The organism is Nostoc mirabile CHAB5784, assembly GCF_020829645.1.
Taxonomy (GTDB): domain Bacteria; phylum Cyanobacteriota; class Cyanobacteriia; order Cyanobacteriales; family Nostocaceae; genus Nostoc; species Nostoc mirabile.
Genome location: NZ_JAIVFS010000014.1, coordinates 36,645 through 54,083, shown reverse-complemented (window position 1 = coordinate 54,083; position 17,439 = coordinate 36,645). Strand labels below are relative to the sequence as shown.

Below are 17,439 nucleotides of genomic sequence, written 5' to 3'. Positions count from 1 at the left end.
TTTTCTACTTAATTCAGAAGACAAAATTTTGGGAATGATAAATATGTTTACTCCCAATCCACTTTTAACAGATTACAGTGCAACTTATCTCTAGACAAAGATATTTTTTATATATCTTTTTACTGATATTTCCCCTTGCTGCTTGTCAACGAGTCCAGTCTTTCAATCAGCGTCTACAACCTTTACCACAAGATCCGTTAGTTCAAGTTTACTTTAACCATTCTGAGTCTTCAGAATACAAGGAACCTTACCGTCAACAAACTCGCCTTGGGGATGATTTAGAAAAACAGATTGTCGATGCTATTACACAAGCTAAGTCTACAGTAGATGTGGCGGTGCAAGAATTACGTTTACCCAAAGTTGCCCAAGCACTGGCTGATAGACAAAAAGCTGGGGTAAAAGTCAGGATAATTTTAGAAAATACCTATAGCCGACCTTGGAGCAGCTTAACATCTGCTGAAGTAGGTAAGTTAGATAAAAGGGAACAGGAACGTTATAACGAATTTCGCAAATTTATCGATATTAACCAAGATAATCAACTTAGTCTAGGGGAAATAAATCAAAGAGATGCTTTGATAGTTTTGCAAAATGCCAAAATTCCCTGGATAGATGATCAAGCAGATGGTTCAGCAGGTAGCAGTTTGATGCACCACAAATTTGTGATTGTGGATAATCGCATTGTAATTATTACTTCAGCCAATTTTACTTTAAGTGATACTTATGGTGATTTCACAAATTCTAGCAGTTTAGGCAATGCCAATAACTTATTGCAGATTGACAGCCCAGAATTAGCATCTTTATTTACAGAAGAGTTTAACATTATGTGGGGAGATGGCCCAGGAGGTGAGCCAGATAGTAAATTTGGTTTGCAAAAACCAATACGTTTACCTCAACAAATAACTTTAGGTAACACCCAAATTACTGTGCAATTTTCGCCTACTTCTCCAACTCAACCTTGGGGTAACAGTAGTAATGGTTTAATTGGCAAAACTTTAGATTCAGCAACCAAATCTGTTGATATGGCGTTATTTGTCCTTTCCGATCAGCGGATTGCCAATATCTTAGAAAATCGCCATCAACAAAGTGTGCAAATTCGCGCTTTAATTGAACCACAATTTGCTTATCGTCCTTATAGTGAGGCATTGGATATGATGGGGGTTGCTCTTAGTAACAAATGTAAATATGAAGTTGATAACCATCCTTGGCAAGATCCAATTACAACCGTAGGCGTACCTGTGTTAGCCAAAGGTGATTTATTACATCATAAATTTGGTGTTATTGATAGTCAAACAGTAATTACAGGTTCTCATAATTGGTCAGATGCTGCCAATAATGGTAATGATGAGACGCTTGTAGTGATTCAAAGTCCCATAGTTGCTGCCCATTATGTGCGAGAATTTACTCGTCTTTATGCCAAAGTTAAACCCGGCTTACCACCAGGAATTCAAGAGAAAATTAAAGTAGAAGAAACACGGTGTCCACAGATAAAAAGTTCTTCATCAAGTGAACTACAAGCAATTAAATAATTCGTAATTCGTAATTCGTAATTCGTAATTAAGTTTTGTAATGGGGATTTAACCCCAACACAAAACAAAATTTTTATTGAACCGGGGGACTTAAACCCACGGAACTAGTTAAACAAATAAATATTAACACTGCAAGTCTAGAAGAATTAGCAACTCTCCCTGGTGTGGGTAAGAAGTTAGCACAACGGATAATTATTAGCCGTCAACAGCAAAAATTTACATCTTTACAAGACTTGGAAAGAGTTCCAGGAGTGAGTGCTAAAACTGTAGAAAAATGGAACAATTGCGTAATTTGGTAGGGGCGCACAGCTATGCCTCCCTACTTAGTTAAAAACATGTAAGATTACACAAATGGCATATTTAAGTGCGATCGCTACCTAAACTAATCAAACTGCGGAAATGCCCATTCTGAGAAAATCGTTTTGCTATTATTTGTTGATAAACCGCCTCATAGCCATCAGTCATTTGCTCAACGCTGAAACAGTCTTCAACATACTGACGGCAAGTATAGCGGTCTAACTCTATCACCCGATCAATGGCGCTGATGCATTCTTGAGTATTATTGCACAGGAAACCCGTCTTGCCGTGAGAAATTATCTCCTCAGTAGACCCCAATTTCATCGCAATCACTGGTGTACCCGAAGCCATTGACTCCACCATCACCAATCCAAAGGGTTCTCGCCAAGTGATGGGGAATAGAGTTGCGACTGCACCTCCCATAAGGGCATTTTTTTGAGCATGGTTAGCTTCACCTAGATACTCAATTTGCTTCCCGTCAATGTGAGGTTTAATTTCCTTCTCAAAGTATTCCGCATCAACGGCATCAATCTTACCTGCCATTTTCAAACGCCAACCAGCAAGTTTTGCAATTTCTATTGCTAAGTGCCCTCCCTTCTCAGGAGACATGCGGCCCAAAAAGGCTAAGTAGGGCGGATCTTCTGGTTGGGCGTGAAAATTATAACTGCTGACATCAATTCCGTTGTAAACCGTTGCTATACAGTTCAACCCTAACCTTGGTTCTCGTTGTGAATCGGAAATACTAACGTAGGGTTGTTTTTTACCAAAACTAAACATCTTTTCATTATCAGGGGTAAAAATTCCGTGCAACGTGTGAACCGTAGGGGTTGTGACGAGATTCGCGTATGACAGCGCCCCACACCCCACATGGGAGTGAATAATATCAAACTCTTCTGCGCGTTCATAAACCGAAGCTAGATTCAGCATTTCGTAAACGCTGTAATCTTTAATAGTGCGATCAAGTCTGAGGGCACGGGGATGAACTGACACTAGTTTTGCCAGACTAATAGAATCTCCCGATGCAAATAAAGTTACTTCATGTCCGCGTCGAACTAATTCATCGGTCAATAACCCCACTACTAACTCTATACCACCATAAGCTGGAGGTGGAACTCTCTCCCACAATGGCGCTACTTGAGCTATTCGCATCACAAACCTCCTAACAAATAAAACTTGAATTAAAAGTTTTTTCTTTCTTTTCTTTCTGTTGTTGTAGTGCTTGTAATTGATTAACTTGGTATCATAAAGTCACTTGAGATACTAAGTTTGTTAACACTTCTCTCAAAATATTATGCTTTTACTTCTATATATTTTGTCTATCTTAGTACGGAAATTACCCACCCCTAAAGAGGTAAATCAATTCTAATTTATTAACTTATGTGTGATTTGGTACAATTTTAAATATAGATAGATTTTTTTATAAAAAATAATTTAGAACTTACGCACGAGTTACGGAATAACGAACCGCAGAGGCACAGAGGGCATGGAGAAATCAGAGTTTGAGAGATAATTTGCGTAAGTCCTATAATTTTATAAAATCCTAAAAAATGAAGCTAAATATGGATAATCAGCGAAAATAGTCTATTATCTGATTTTAAAATCTTATTTAAAGAATAAATTGCGTAGTCACTTTTTGGGCGGTTTTCCGTACTCTAAAGGAAAACTCATAGCCACCTAAAGAACACATTGTCGTAAAGTAGGTACTTTAAAATTAGAAGCGGCAAAGTTTATCAGGAGGCACAAGGAAGACAAGAGAGTTAAATAATTCGTAATTCGTAATTCGTAATTCGTAATGACGCTCTCTACGAGACGCTGCGCGAACGGGGACTCGCTAACGCTGCGCTAACGTAAATTTTGTTTTGTAATGGGGATTTAGACCCCACCACAAAACTTGCGGCTTGTTAGTTGTCGGGGACAAAAAAGCGCGGAATTTGGTTAACTTATTGACTTATTACATTAAATGTGTTATGTTCCTATCAATAAAAATCAAATATAAACGTGAATATCTCTCCTTCTCTCAAAAAACCGCGTGTCTCATGGCAGGCGGTTTTCTCACTGCTCATGTTTGTGTTCATGTACCTGCCCATACTGGTACTTAGCTTTTATAGCTTCAATCAGTCACCTTACAGTGCAACTTGGCAAGGATTCACTCTCGATTGGTATCGTAAGTTGTTCAGTGACGATCGCATTTTATCAGCTTTGCAAAACAGTTTAATAGTTGGTGGTTGTGCAGTGGCAATATCAGCAGTGCTGGGAACCTTGATGGCGGTTGGGTTAGCGCGTTACGAATTTCCTGGTAAGAGATTGTATCGGGGTGTTGCTTACCTACCATTGATTATTCCCGATATTGCGATCGCAGTAGCAACCCTAGTATGTCTAGCAGCCTTTGCAATCCCTTTGAGTTTGTGGACAATAGTTGCAGCCCATATCGTGTTTTGTCTGGCTTACGTCGGACTTGTGGTTGCTTCACGGCTTACCAATTTAGATCCTCACTTAGAAGAAGCAGCACTAGATTTAGGCGCTACACCAACGCAAGCCTTCATAAAAGTATTACTACCTCAATTGATGCCTGGTATTATAGCTGGCTGTCTCTTGGCCTTTGTTCTCAGCTTAGATGACTTTCTCATTGCTAGTTTTACTGCTGGTAGCGGTTATAACACCCTACCAATGGAAATTTTTAGCCGTATAAGATCAGGAGTCAAGCCTGATATTAACGCATTGAGTGTGATGTTGATTTCAGTATCTGCGATCGCTGCTCTTGTAGCTGAACTAATTCGCATTTCTGGAGAGAATAAAAGCTGAAAATAAGACTCGCAATTGGTAATTAAATAATTCGTAATTCGTAATTCGTAATTCGTAATGACGCTCGCGGACTCGCTAACGCTGCGCTAACGTAAATTTTGTTTTGTAATGGGGATTTAACCCTAACACAAAACAAAATTTTTATTGAACCGGGGGACTTAAACCCACGGAACTAGTTAAAATTATGCATGAGTTGGTTCCTTATGAACTTTTTCGAGTCGGAAAGAAAAGCTATATTAAAAGAGACGTTGCAATGTAATCTTTCTACATCTTTTGTACCCATGTATTGATATTTACTAATATTTATAAACGTCCCAATATCAACAAATATATAGGATTTATTCATCTTTCTGCCTTCGTTCGGAAAGAAGTTTATAGTTTTTCCTAATCAAATGAGGTAATCAGAGCAAGCTCTTGAAGAGCGGGGAGGGGGTTGGGGGTGGGGTTCAGTACCTACTCAACAGAAAACCGATATAAACACATGAATAAACTTCCGTGTTCGCTTCTCTACATAACTGTTTTCAATTAAATGATATTGGGGCTAACTTTGGAGAAGATGCTATTTCCCCCTGATTATGCAAATCTGCCAAAATCCCAATTGCTCAAATCCATTCAACTCTGATAGCAATAGATTTTGCGTGAGTTGCGGACAAAGCAACTTTGGCAAACTTCTAAGAAACCGTTACCGAGTATTGAGACTTTTAGGTGAAGGTGGATTTAGCAGAACCTATGCTACAGAAGATGTAGACAGACTAAACGCGCCTTGCGTCATCAAGCAATTTTTCCCCCAGTTTCAGGGAACAGGACAACGTACCAAAGCAGCAGAATTTTTTAAAGAAGAGGCTTTTCGGTTGTATGAACTGGGAGAAAATCATACCCAAATTCCCAGATTACTTGCTTATTTTGAACAAGGTGCTAGCTTGTATCTCGTACAAGAATTTATTCAAGGAAAAACTCTCTTACAAGAAGTTCAGCAACAAATCTATAGTGAATCACAAATTTGGGAACTTTTAGCTGATTTATTGCCAGTTCTGCAATTCATTCATACTCATAATGTCATTCATCGGGATATCAAACCAGAAAATATTATCCGCCGTGCAAGTGATGAAAAACCCGTATTAATTGACTTTGGCGGTGCTAAACAGGTAACACAAACCAGTATAGGAAGACAAGCTACAGTAATTTATACCCTTGGTTATGCCCCAACCGAACAAATGGCTGGATTTGCTTGTCACGGCAGTGATTTGTATGCTTTAGGTGTAACTTGCGTGCGTCTTTTAACTCGATGTTTGCCGTTGCAGGATGCTTCTGGACAGATTACTGACCCTATTTATGATGCCATGAACGCTAAGTGGTTGTGGCGCGAACGTTTACAAGAAAAAGGCATTACTATCAGCGACGACTTAGGGAAAATTTTAGATAAATTACTAAAACATCTACCGAGTGAAAGGTATCAAACAGCAGTAGAAGTTCTCAACGATTTGAAATTTGCAAAATCGAACATTGAACCTGTTGCCCTAAAAATTGTTTCGATGCCTCAACCCATATTACCGCCGCTACCACAAAAAGTAATAGTACCATTACCCCCCTTAGAAACCTTTGAATTTGACGTAGTGACAGTAGACACAAGTGGTAGAGAAGTAAACCGCATGAGTTGTAATGCAAACTTCTTTGCCGAAGAATTGGGTAAATCTGTCACATTAGAAATGGTATCGATTCCTGGTGGTACTTACATGATGGGTTCACCGGAGTGTGAAGGAGATGCTGACGAACGTCCTCGACATAAAGTTACCGTTGAACCATTTTTTATGGGAAAATTTCCCGTAACTCAAGCACAGTGGAGAGTAGTAGCAGCTTTACCCAAAGTCAAACAAGCTTTAAATCCTCATCCGTCGAAATTCAAAGGTTTAGATAGACCAGTGGAAAATGTATCTTGGTATGAAGCTGTAGAATTCTGTCTCAGACTATCAGAAAAAACTGGACGCGACTATCGTTTACCGAGTGAAGCTGAATGGGAATATGCTTGTCGGGCTGGAACTACAACATCTTTTCACTTTGGCGAAACCATTACCTCTGAGTTAGTCAGTTGCACTATCGAACCAAAAAGCAAATTCCGTAAAGAAACAACAAACGTCGGTAGTTTTGAAGTTGCCAACGCCTTTGGATTGTACGATATGCACGGGCTAGTTTGGGAATGGTGCGCTGATTCGTGGCACAACAATTACAGCGACGCACCCTCAGATGGAACAGCTTGGGAAATTGGCGGTGATATTAATCGCCGAGTGCTACGCGGTGGTTCTTGGAGTTTCAATGCAGAACTGTGTCGCAGCGCTAGCCGTAGCTGGAATGAGTCAGACGGTGGACTGAGGGTTTGTGGTTTTAGAGTAGTATTTTCCGTAGAGGAGATTATTTAGCAATTTAATTCAAAGGCTGTAGAAATTATGAAGGATAGAATTGAGAAAGGTGACATAGTACTTATAAATAAAAGTGGAAAATATCATAATCAAGTGGGTAAAGTAAGTGAGATTGATTATAATATTTTCTTTGTGAAAATATTAATAGTAAAATTATACCAATTCTCCAAAATGAGGTAACAGATGTAGATCAGGAAAGTCCTGCGGCATCTAAGTTTATTAATTGCGAATTGCGAATTGCGAATTGCGAATTGGTATTAGGTAATCAAGAAGAAACGTTTGAAGAAAAAGATTTACAATTACAAAGTAAAAAGCCGAGCCTGAAAGAAGTCATTGCATCAGTAGACAAAATTTTAGAACTAGTTGAGCAGATTCCTCACTTAGCGACAAAAGAGAAAGTAGAGTTATCCAACCGTCTGAAATATCTCAAGTTAGATATCCCTAAACTAGATAAGCAGTTGATTCTAAAAAACTTCGACAGTATAGATAAAATACTCGCAGCAACAAGAGAAGCAGACTCATCAGCAAGCTTTTGGCAGGAAATAGATTCTAATTTGGAGAAAATAAGTTGGTGGATTAGAACAAGCCTGTAAAACAAAAAATAAGTCAGCAATAATAAATCAAACTATATCTTTTGCAAGCTTAAAGAGACGTAGCTGTGAGACACCATTTATAGCGCTTCTCGTTTGCATAAAGCAATACGCTTGGGTTAAGCATTTTCTCATTCTCTCTGTGTCGCGCCAGTTGCTACCCTACGGGAACGCTAAGAGCGAACAAGTCGGGAAACCGCAAGGGCGCACTGGCTTCTCTGCACCTCTGCGGTTTGTTCTGGCGTTATGTTATACCAATTTACGAAAATGAGATTGACGCTTACACCCACCAAATTTGGGCAAAATCTTCTTAAGTTGACACCAATGGGCAAAGACAAGCCCCTACGAGAAATCTATATGTATTATCAGGATTTTCGTGAATTGGTATGAGACAGCAGTTGGGCCATTTGCTGATTAATAATTGCAACATCAAAACGCCGACTAGCAGTAGTCCGGGCATTATTAGCTATAGTTGCAGTTATTTCCATCTCCTGAAGACAGGTAATAATTATTTGTGCAAGTTCCTGGGGTTCTCCTGGCGTCACTAGAAAACCATTAAGTCCATGTTCTACTAATTCCATTACACCCCCAGCTTTTGCTGCAACTACAGGTTTTCCACATAGCATTGCCTCAACAATCACTCTACCAAAAGGTTCTGGGGAAGTAGAGGTATGTGCTACCAAGTCACAAGCTGCCATTAACTGAGGAATATCAGAACGAAATCCTAAAAATTTGACGCGGTTTTCTAATCCCAGTTCAGCAACTTGTTGGTGTAACTGTTGGACGTAATCTTGTTCGCCAAATAGTGCATCACCCACTAAAATTGCCGTCACCTCTGGCGGACATTTGGCAAGGGCATCAATTAAAATATGCTGCCCTTTCCAAGGGGCAAGACGGCTAAAGTGTCCGACTACAAATTTTCCTTGCAATCCTAACTGTTGCTGTAATTTATTAACTTCAAACTCATCAGTTTGATAAATTTTTGAATCAAAGCCGTTATAGACAACTTCGATAATATCTGGGCGTCCTCCCGCTTGTACAAAGGCTGTTTTACTAGCTTGGGAATTGGCAATTACTAATGATGCAAAACGATTAGCTAAGTTAACAGCAATGCGAAGATTAGTTTGGCTAAAATGTTCTTTGGAAAGAATATCATGTAAATGATAAACTAGAGGGCGACGGCTGAAGAAACTTGCTAATGCTCCGACAACTAATGCTTTTTGGGTGTTGGCATAAATTAAATCGTATTCACGCGCTATTTTAACTACCTTAGTAATCAAAGGCGCAAGTTGTGCCAAACTCTTTAATCCTTGCACCAAACTGCTTTCTTTGCGAACTTGGATTGCTTGAGTTGCGAGAACTTCTACTGGGATATGATTTTGCTGTAGTAAATCTTTAAATGACCCATCTGCAAATAAACCTACCAAAGCGCAATCACCATAAGGTTTAGCAATATCTATTAAACACAATTCTGCGCCGCCTGGTTTACCACTTTGGTCTAGAAAAAAAATTCTCATTAAACCTCTATTTTAGCTAATTTGACTTACGTAGCACCCCTAATATCTATTACAATCACTTGTTTCTGACTTTTCTTTTCACGGTATCTGGAAAACCTCACTTCTATTTCTCTCTCCTAAGAGGAGAGAGACTTTGAATTTTCCCCCTTTCCGCGTCGGAAAGGAGGTTAGGGGGCAATACGCTTGGGTTAAGGCTAAAACTCTTTGTCATAGTTAATTTTTTTAACGAACCTTATTAGGCGCAGAGAGCACTGAGAGAGGAAAGAAACGCTTAACTGAACTGTATTGGGTTAGGGGGTTAAGTGTTTCGTGGCTTTTCCACATAACGTGAAAAGTCAGTCAATTGTTTAAGCTAATAAAATATTCCGTACTTGTTGGGCGATTTGATTCCAGTTGTAGTGTGTGGTAGCGTACTGGCGACAGGCTTCTCGTGAAGGTATGGGGATATTTCCCAAAAGCACTTGCTCTAATTTTTCAGCAATGGCTGAGGCTTCTGTTGAAGTAGTAATTAAATCGGGTGAAAATCCTGATAAAATTTCTGGCATTCCACCAACTGGAGTACATAAAACAGGAGTACCACAGGCTAGAGACTCAATTATTACTAATCCAAATCCTTCAAAAGATTGGCTAGGCATAACAGTTAATTCAGCAGCTTGATAAGCTATAGGCAATTGCTCATCAGGTAGAAAACCTAAAAATTTAACGTTGTCGTCTAGTCCTAATTCTGTAGCCTGTTGTTGTAGTGAAGTTTGGATGTGACCACGACCTGCGATCGCTAGCCAAATATCTGGTATTCTGGGCTTAATTATAGCCAGTGCTTGCAATAATTTGTCAACTCCGGTTCGATGTACTAAGCGGCGTGATGTAAATATAATCCGGCGATTACTTGGCCAGCCTAGTTTTGTACAAGCCTCCTGGGGTGATAAATTTGGCTGAAACCATTTAATATCAACTCCACCCGGAATAATATTAATTTTGCTCCACGGTACTTGATATTTATCATGTAGAATTTTACCAAATGCTTTGCTCAAAACAATAAAGCGATCGCAGCGATTATAAGTATTTTTTTCTATTAGCCAGTGCTTGATTAAAAGACTAAGGTTTTTATTAACCACTTCTTGCTGACTCTCAGAAGCCCAAGGGCCATGAAAGTTAAAAGTCACTGGTACTCCTTTTGGTAAAATATCTAAAATAGGAAAGCTATATAATGCAAAGTGCAAATTAATAGCATCTGGTTTGCTTGTTCTTGTTTTCTGGAAATTAGTGCGAATCGACCATAATCTTTGCCAAATAGCACTATCAACAGAAGCCAAATTAGTCAGCTTAATCGGCGAATTTATTTCAATCTCTGGTAGACCGACTCCGCATAATTCAACCTGGTCTTTATTTGCAGCTAATTTATGAGTTAGTTCATAAATATACCTTTCTAATCCTCCGGGACTTTTGGGAAACCAGCCTAATCCAAGGGTGAGAATAGATGCTGATGATGAAGCAAAATTTTCTGGTTTCTTTTTCACTGATATATCTCCTATAAATATATTAAAACAAACGCACATCTATCATTGGTGTCAACTTAACGTGAAAGCTATGTCCCGCAAGGAACTAAAGTTCCTTGCTAATAGCGAAAGTCATCTAAAGATGACTAAATAATCCGAAAAATCTTTAGTCTACTTTAGTAGACTTTAGCTAAAAGCCAAAGAACTTTAGTTCTAGGCGGGTGAGTCAAGCCGAAAGTTTTGCTATTTGTAACTTAAGTTGCCACCAATGCACATCTATGTACTCCTACATCTGTATCCAAACCTGAATCACTAAAATTTCCAAATATACATTACCAATAAAAGTTTTTGTATAGAACACCAATTTATAAACTATTTATATGTCAACGTCAACAAGGAATTAAAACTGTGTTTTTAGTAACTAAACAACACCGAGCTAGATATATATGATACCTGCCAATCAAGAAAGCTGAATGCTATATAGGGAGAGACAAAAGCTGATATAAAGTAATAAATATAAAATTATTTTGTATTAATTTTTACCACTATTACTAAACAATCAGTAAATCTTAATACCTTAAATGTATTAGCTGAAAATTCAAAGAATCGGGTGAGCTTTATAAAGCTTATGTAAAACTTGCTATCAAATGTCATGTCTATGAATAACCTGTATCTTAGCCACTTCAGAATAGTTATATTTTTTGCGGATTACCGAAAAAATGATTGTATATAAATAATTAAAAGCTTAAAAAGTATATAGCAATCCTATCTGAGTTGTGAAAATTACTTTTTAATCGAACCACAGAGGCGCAGAGAACACAGAGAGAAGAATCAACAGAAACTTTCACAAATGATTTAGGACTGCTATATGAAAAATAAATTACTGGCGCAGTTAATAAAACTCCGTCACCAACTCAACCAGCACCTCAAAAAAATATTTAAGATTAGATATATACAAAAAAGTAAAACTTTCAACTTTTTACTCAGTCTGACTGTTGGAGTAATTGTTACTACTCTTGGAATTACAACAGACTGGGCGACAACTGGAACACGCACTCTTATCTACAAAACATCGTCGATAAATAATACTATTGGCAGTGAAAACCTGCCGCTACAAAACAATACCGAAACATCCACGCTTACACACAAAGAAATCTCGATAAGTAATACTATTGCCAGTGAAAATCTGCTAGTACAAAACAATACGGCAACATCCACATCTACTTATAAAACATCGTGGATAGGTAATACGATTGGCAGTGGAAATCTGCGGGTACAAAACAATATTGAGGCAATGTATGTTGCCCCTGATGGCACAGTTTATACCAACAGCCATTGGGATGAGGCGGGAATGGAAGCAGCCATATATAAGGATGGTAAGGTTATTAGTGCTATTGGGGATACTCACGGCTGGAGTCGTGGAGGTGGCAAAGCTGTAACAGTAAATAGTAAATATATTTACATTGCCATGACTCAGGGATCGAAGGGCAAAACCAATGAAGATTACCCAGCAGAAGGAACAACTTGGCATTGCGTTAGACGTTATGACTTGTCGGGAAAACCTGCGCCTTTTCCTGAAGGGCGTGGCTGGGATAAAAGTATGTTGATTACCAGTACTAAAAGTGAAGTCACGGGATTAGCAACTGTGGGAAGCGAGTTGTATGTGAGTGATTTTGCTGCTAACCGGATTCGTGTTTATGATACTGATACGATGAAGGAATTACGCAGCTTTACCGTTGCAAATCCGGGAGCAATAACTATTGATCCACAAAAAAATCTGTGGATTATTCAAAGTAAAAATGGAAGTAAGCCTGCCAAAATTCTCCATTATTCGCCGAGTGGAAAGCAATTACCCCAACAGATTGCAGATATCGTTGAACCAACTGCAATCGCAATTGATCATCAAGGTAAGCTGTTGGTGGCAGAAAATGGGCCACGTCAGCAAATGTTGATTTATGACATCAAAGATAAGCCGGTGCAGGTGGGTAGTTTCGGCTGTAAGGGTGGTATCTATGCAGGAGTTGCTGGTGAAGTTCGAGATTTGAAACTTTATGGACTTACTGGAGTTGGTACAGATGCTTCAGGTAATATCTATATAAATAGTAATGGTTTCAACAAATCAGGAACAGATTTGCGGAAATTTTCGCCATCGGGAAAATTAATGTGGCGATCGCTGGGATTGATATTCGTCGATAATGCAGATGCTGATCCTAAAACTGATGGTGTAGATTTATTCACCAAACAAGAACACTATCTCATGGACTACAGCAAGGCTGCTGGTAAGCAATGGACTTACAAAGCCTACACTTTAAATGCTTTCAAATATCCTCAAGATCCCCGTCTGCATACATCGCCAGATGGAACCTTTGTTCGTCGCATCCAAGGAAAGCCGTTTTTGTTTCTCACAGATATGTATAACAGCTTTCTGCAAATATATCGTTTTAATCCAGCTACAGATGGGAAAGTAGCTATCCCAGCCGGAATGTTTGTCGGTACTAATGGCGATAAAAAATCAATAGCGGGAAATTGGCCACCGAATCAACCAAAACTAGGGGAATGGATCTGGCGCGATCGCAACGGTAATGGCAAATTTGAAAACAACGAATATGATACCAGCAAAGATTATCCCTATATCGGCGGATGGTGGGTAGACAGCAAAGGAGATGTTTGGAAAGCTTTGCGAACAGAAGATGGCATTCGACACTATCCTTTACAGGGAATAGATGCTAAGGGCAACCCCATCTACAGCTATAGTTTGATGGAAAAGCAAACTACTCCCAACATATTTAACGACTTGCGGCGGATCGAATATTTCCCCCAAACAGACACCATGTATTTGTCAGGCTTCACAGTAGATCACCCTGCATTCGGCGACGATACTGGAGTTGCTGGATCTGAGATTGCCCGTTTTGACAATTGGAGTAAAGGAAATCGTACTCCCCGTTGGCGAATTGTAATCCCTTATGACACCACCGGTAAACGTGAAGTGTCTACGGCGGCTATGAGTGTGGCGGGAGACTATGTATTTGCCGTGACAGTCAAAACCGCACAGGTATATGTCTATAATGCCAAGACGGGAGCGCAAGTACAACAGTTAAAACCAGGCCCAGAAGTTGGCAGCGAAAGTGGCTGGATTGATATACCCTACGGTATCCGCGCTTTTCGTCGTTCAAATGGTGAGCATCTGGTATTTGTGGAAGAAAATTGGAAAGGAAAAGTAATTATGTATCGGCTGGCGGGATGAGCGTTTAATATCGTGTGCGCTTAAAAACTTATCATCAGGTTTAGGGAATAGCTATAGCAATCCTATCTGATTTGTAAAAATTCGCAGTGTCCAGATTCACGACTTATCAAAGAAGTCGAGGAGCTAACTTTTCACAAATAATTTAGGATTGCTATAGTAATCCTATCTGATTTGTGAAAAATAATTTTTTTTGAAGAAGAAAACATTCGTCAGAATTCAGGAGCAAAGCCGGAGACGCTCTGCGGCTTGGCGTCAGAATCAAGACGCTCTTTACGAGACGCTAAAAGCGAAGGCAAACTCGCTCTAAGCGAACGCGAGTGCGTGTCGCAGACAAGCTATCCATAATGGCTTTTGTTTGAGTTTTTTCAAGTATTTTTCATCGTCATCTCCATAAAATCCTATAAATATAATATCACCGTCTATCTTTGATAGTTCTTCTTCAGGAATAAAAAGGTATCCGTTTGGAGTAATAACATCTTGTAATTTTGTGCGTTGCAGTCCAGCATCATTCAGTATTGAACCAGCAAATACATTTTTAAGTTCGCTAATGAATATAGAGCCATTACTACTTTGAAGATAGACATAAGAAAATTTTTGATTTTGATAGCGATCGCCCAGCGCAATTTTAAGTTCTTGAATTCGCTGATAATAACGATTCCATGCCTGTTGATAAGCGTCTTCTCTGCCTAACACTTTAGCGACAAAGCTAAAATGTTCCTTATCTGTAAGTATTGTCCAAATCTCCAGCGCGATCGCCTACGAAAAACAAGCCTATTCCAGCCCCCGCATCAACTTGCCCATTCCTGAGCAAATTATTATTCAATGCCTCAAATCCACGAATTCTATAGGTGGCGTATGGACCAGAGTTAAAATCTTGAGTTACACCAGGAACATTTCTGAGTGCATCGTCTAAACGAGTTACCTGTTGATCGCGCAGCACCTCTTGGGGTACGACTTGAATTGATTGGGGAATGTCACGCAAAGGTGTGTCGGTTCTTGTCCCAGTCGTCGCGGATATTTGTACACCACATCCATCACATCATCTCGATCTGGGTGTTGGGAACGTTCCACCGTCTCCTCAAATAGTTCATCAAAGCCTTGCTGGGAAAGGGTGATTGTCATAGCGATCGCTTGAGATCAAAACTTTTACTCTTAATAAGAAATTATCTCATTAAAATAATTCGTAATTCGTAATTCGTAAATTTTGTTTTGCATTAGCGAACGCGAGTGCGTCTCTAAGAGTTGCGTTAGCGAGTCCGCGTTCGCTTTTAGCGTCTCTTCGAGAGCGTCTGGGGATTTTAACCTCACCGCAAAACTTGTCGCGATTTAGAGGCTGTTTGAAAAGTCCTTTTGTTAGTAGCAAAAAGTTTTAGATCCCCCTAAATCCCCCTTTTCAAGGGGGACTTTGATTCTAATTCCCCCCTTTTTAAGGGGGGCTAGGGGGGATCAACGAGTACTTAAAATCACAGCTAACCACTTTTCAAACAACCTCTTAGAAGCGAGGGACTTAGACCCCTCAAAAATGTTAAAATTAGTAGTTTGATTTTGGCGTTCCTGCTTCAGGTTGCCGTAGGCATCGCTTCTGTAGTTTACGAGCCAAAAATCATACCGGAATTTCCATAGTCAATTAATTTAACTTATTTGGTTTCGGGATTAATTAGAATATTGGCGGGTTTAATATCTTTATGAATAATGCGCGAACGATAAAGTACATCTAAGGTATTGCATAGTGCGATCGCTATTTCTAAAAACTCTATCAAAGATTCTAGATTTCTCCCCACTCCCTAGTACAGACGCGATTAATCGCGTCTCCCCATTCTTTAAGAGAAATCCCCCCAAAGTCTTCCATCACCAGCGCATAGCCATTTTGGTAGGCTTGGAGGCTGTAGGTTTGGATGATTAGCGGTGAGTTGAGATTTTTAGCAATGGTGTACTGATTGCGAAACGACAAGAGTTCAGAAAAGGTGGGATAAGGATTTTTCAGCAGTTTAATCACTACCAGTTGACAAGATGTACTCCTGTTAACTCATTACCGTGGTTTCCTCCAACGATCGCAACTCGTTTAATCTGACTCATAACAACCTCATCTTTAAAAAATTACCCTACGGTTATTGAGAATGGTGCAAGATACAAGATAGAAGTATACCTGCTACTGACTAAATCTTGTAAAAGGCTGACGCGATGTCTACGACGGGCTACGCCTACGCTCTATGTTAGAGCCAAAATATGATAACTGTTAAGCTGTTGGTTTGAGTACAAAAGGGGAGGAAATTTATGGAGTATAATTTTCAAGCGATGCCTCCGGTGGTCACTGAGCGGCTGGTGAGCGGAGTCGAACCATGTCGAAGTGCGGGCTACGCCTACGCTGAACTTTACAAAAACGCCCTCCTCAACGACGTACTCCCCTTTTGGGAAAAATATTCTCTCGATTGGCAGCAAGGCGGCTATTTCACCTGCCTTGATCGCAAAGGTAAAATTTATGATACCGACAAATTCATTTGGCTGCAAAACCGCCAGGTGTGGACTTTTTCGATGCTTTACAACCAGCTAGAAAAACGCGAAAACTGGTTAAAAATTGCTAGTAATGGCGCTAATTTTCTCGCCCAACATGGCAGAGATAGTGATGGTAACTGGTACTTTGCCCTCACTCGTGAAGGGAAACCACTGGTTGAGCCTTACAACATCTTTTCTGACTGCTTTGCAGCAATGGCATTTAGTAAATATGCACTCGCTGGCGGCGAAGAATGGGCAAAGGATGTGGCGATGCAGGCTTATAATAACGTATTACGCCGCAAGGACAACCCCAAGGGCAAATATAATAAAACCTATCCCGGCACACGCCCGATGAAATCATTGGCTGTACCAATGATTTTAGCCAACCTGACTCTAGAAATGGAATGGCTTTTGCCAAAAGAAACACTAGAGAATGTCCTAGCTGAAACCGTCTGCGAAGTGATGACCGATTTTCTCGACCAAGAACGGGGGTTAATGTACGAAAATGTTGCCCCTGACGGTTCTCACATAGATTCTTTTGAGGGACGGCTGATTAATCCAGGTCACGGTATCGAAGCCATGTGGTTCATCATGGACATTGCGCGTCGCCAAAACGACACCAAAACTATTAACCAAGCCGTTGATGTGGTGCTAAATATCCTAAATTTTGCTTGGGATAACGAGTACGGCGGATTGTATTACTTTATGGATGCAGACGGTCATCCCCCACAACAATTGGAATGGGATCAAAAGCTGTGGTGGGTTCACCTAGAGTCTTTAGTTGCATTAGCAATGGGCTATCGTCTGACGGGGCGTGAGGAGTGTTGGGAATGGTATCAAAAAATGCACGATTACACTTGGTCACACTTTGCTGATTCAGAATACGGTGAATGGTTTGGCTATCTCAATCGGCGTGGAGAAGTATTATTGAACCTTAAAGGTGGCAAATGGAAAGGATGTTTTCACGTACCGCGTGCATTGTACCAATGCTTACAGCAATTTGAGGCGATCGCTACTCCTTTGCAATAGACTTTTTAGAAAAATTCATATTCATAACCAC

General features: G+C 39.9%; 12 protein-coding genes and 2 pseudogenes. 7 read left to right on the top strand and 7 right to left on the bottom strand.

Annotated elements, in window-relative coordinates; all coding sequences use genetic code 11:
• Positions 1 to 77 precede the first annotated feature (77 nt).
• Together LC653_RS11930 and LC653_RS11925 are read left to right on the top strand one after the other, a co-directional pair.
• Positions 78 to 1,526 carry a phospholipase D-like domain-containing protein gene (locus LC653_RS11930; protein WP_229494678.1) on the top strand — a complete coding sequence of 483 codons (1,449 nt, stop codon included), beginning with the start codon at positions 78 to 80 and terminating at the stop codon, positions 1,524 to 1,526.
• 116 nt (positions 1,527 to 1,642) lie between these two features.
• Complete coding sequence (locus tag LC653_RS11925) at positions 1,643 to 1,825, top strand: ComEA family DNA-binding protein (RefSeq protein ID WP_372478170.1); 183 nt, start codon at positions 1,643 to 1,645, stop codon at positions 1,823 to 1,825.
• Between the two features lie 61 nt (positions 1,826 to 1,886).
• On the opposite strand, the gene LC653_RS11920 is transcribed toward LC653_RS11925, so the two are convergent.
• Entirely contained in the window at positions 1,887 to 2,972 is a 1,086-nt protein-coding gene (locus LC653_RS11920) for a glycosyltransferase family 4 protein (protein ID WP_229494677.1), read from the bottom strand.
• 849 nt (positions 2,973 to 3,821) lie between these two features.
• Between LC653_RS11920 and LC653_RS11915 the strand changes: the two genes are divergently transcribed.
• From LC653_RS11915 to LC653_RS11905, 3 genes are all read left to right on the top strand, one after another.
• A complete protein-coding gene (locus LC653_RS11915; protein WP_308189076.1) occupies positions 3,822 to 4,625 on the top strand; it encodes an ABC transporter permease in 804 nt (267 codons plus the stop codon).
• 575 nt (positions 4,626 to 5,200) lie between these two features.
• Positions 5,201 to 7,039, top strand: coding sequence for a bifunctional serine/threonine-protein kinase/formylglycine-generating enzyme family protein (locus LC653_RS11910; RefSeq protein ID WP_229494676.1), 1,839 nt, complete (start codon positions 5,201 to 5,203; stop codon positions 7,037 to 7,039).
• A gap of 251 nt (positions 7,040 to 7,290) precedes the next feature.
• On the top strand, positions 7,291 to 7,632 hold the full coding sequence (locus LC653_RS11905; RefSeq protein ID WP_229494675.1) for a hypothetical protein: 342 nt from the start codon (positions 7,291 to 7,293) through the stop codon (positions 7,630 to 7,632).
• Between the two features lie 362 nt (positions 7,633 to 7,994).
• Here LC653_RS11905 and LC653_RS11900 read toward each other — a convergent pair whose 3' ends face one another.
• Positions 7,995 to 9,146 carry a glycosyltransferase family 4 protein gene (locus LC653_RS11900; RefSeq protein WP_229494674.1) on the bottom strand — a complete coding sequence of 384 codons (1,152 nt, stop codon included), beginning with the start codon at positions 9,144 to 9,146 and terminating at the stop codon, positions 7,995 to 7,997.
• A 347-nt stretch (positions 9,147 to 9,493) separates the two neighbouring features.
• Positions 9,494 to 10,663: a glycosyltransferase family 4 protein gene (locus tag LC653_RS11895; RefSeq protein ID WP_229494673.1), complete on the bottom strand. Its 1,170-nt coding sequence runs from the start codon at positions 10,661 to 10,663 to the stop codon at positions 9,494 to 9,496.
• Between the two features lie 847 nt (positions 10,664 to 11,510).
• Between LC653_RS11895 and LC653_RS11890 the strand changes: the two genes are divergently transcribed.
• Positions 11,511 to 13,886, top strand: coding sequence for an NHL repeat-containing protein (locus tag LC653_RS11890; protein ID WP_229494672.1), 2,376 nt, complete (start codon positions 11,511 to 11,513; stop codon positions 13,884 to 13,886).
• 303 nt (positions 13,887 to 14,189) lie between these two features.
• Here the strand turns inward: LC653_RS11890 and LC653_RS11885 are convergent, their stop codons facing one another.
• The 4 genes and pseudogenes from LC653_RS11885 to LC653_RS48275 all read right to left on the bottom strand — a co-directional run bounded on the left by LC653_RS11885 (position 14,190) and on the right by LC653_RS48275 (position 15,962).
• Positions 14,190 to 14,618, bottom strand: coding sequence for an ABC transporter substrate-binding protein (locus tag LC653_RS11885; RefSeq protein WP_308189077.1), 429 nt, complete (start codon positions 14,616 to 14,618; stop codon positions 14,190 to 14,192).
• A gap of 49 nt (positions 14,619 to 14,667) precedes the next feature.
• Positions 14,668 to 14,901 (bottom strand): annotated as a pseudogene (locus LC653_RS11880) (TonB-dependent receptor plug domain-containing protein); the annotation flags it as partial.
• A 625-nt stretch (positions 14,902 to 15,526) separates the two neighbouring features.
• A pseudogene (locus LC653_RS11875) lies at positions 15,527 to 15,906 on the bottom strand (protein kinase domain-containing protein); the annotation flags it as partial.
• On the bottom strand, positions 15,882 to 15,962 hold the full coding sequence (locus LC653_RS48275; RefSeq protein ID WP_229494736.1) for a M14 family metallopeptidase: 81 nt from the start codon (positions 15,960 to 15,962) through the stop codon (positions 15,882 to 15,884). The gene LC653_RS48275 and the pseudogene LC653_RS11875, both read right to left, overlap by 25 nt.
• A gap of 198 nt (positions 15,963 to 16,160) precedes the next feature.
• Between LC653_RS48275 and LC653_RS11865 the strand changes: the two genes are divergently transcribed.
• Positions 16,161 to 17,408 (top strand): n-acyl-d-glucosamine 2-epimerase, encoded by a 1,248-nt coding sequence (locus LC653_RS11865; protein ID WP_229494670.1) that lies wholly within the window; start codon positions 16,161 to 16,163, stop codon positions 17,406 to 17,408.
• The last annotated feature ends 31 nt before the right edge of the window (positions 17,409 to 17,439 follow it).

What these genes read in the sequence shown, in the direction of transcription:
- LC653_RS11865 (WP_229494670.1), top strand. Translation starts at nt 16,161, where the DNA reads ATGGAGTATAATTTTCAAGCGATGCCTCCGGTGGTCACTGAGCGGCTG.
- LC653_RS11900 (WP_229494674.1), bottom strand. Translation starts at nt 9,146, where the DNA reads ATGAGAATTTTTTTTCTAGACCAAAGTGGTAAACCAGGCGGCGCAGAA.
- LC653_RS11910 (WP_229494676.1), top strand. Translation starts at nt 5,201, where the DNA reads ATGCAAATCTGCCAAAATCCCAATTGCTCAAATCCATTCAACTCTGAT.
- LC653_RS48275 (WP_229494736.1), bottom strand. Translation starts at nt 15,962, where the DNA reads ATGAGTCAGATTAAACGAGTTGCGATCGTTGGAGGAAACCACGGTAAT.
- LC653_RS11890 (WP_229494672.1), top strand. Translation starts at nt 11,511, where the DNA reads ATGAAAAATAAATTACTGGCGCAGTTAATAAAACTCCGTCACCAACTC.
- LC653_RS11920 (WP_229494677.1), bottom strand. Translation starts at nt 2,972, where the DNA reads ATGCGAATAGCTCAAGTAGCGCCATTGTGGGAGAGAGTTCCACCTCCA.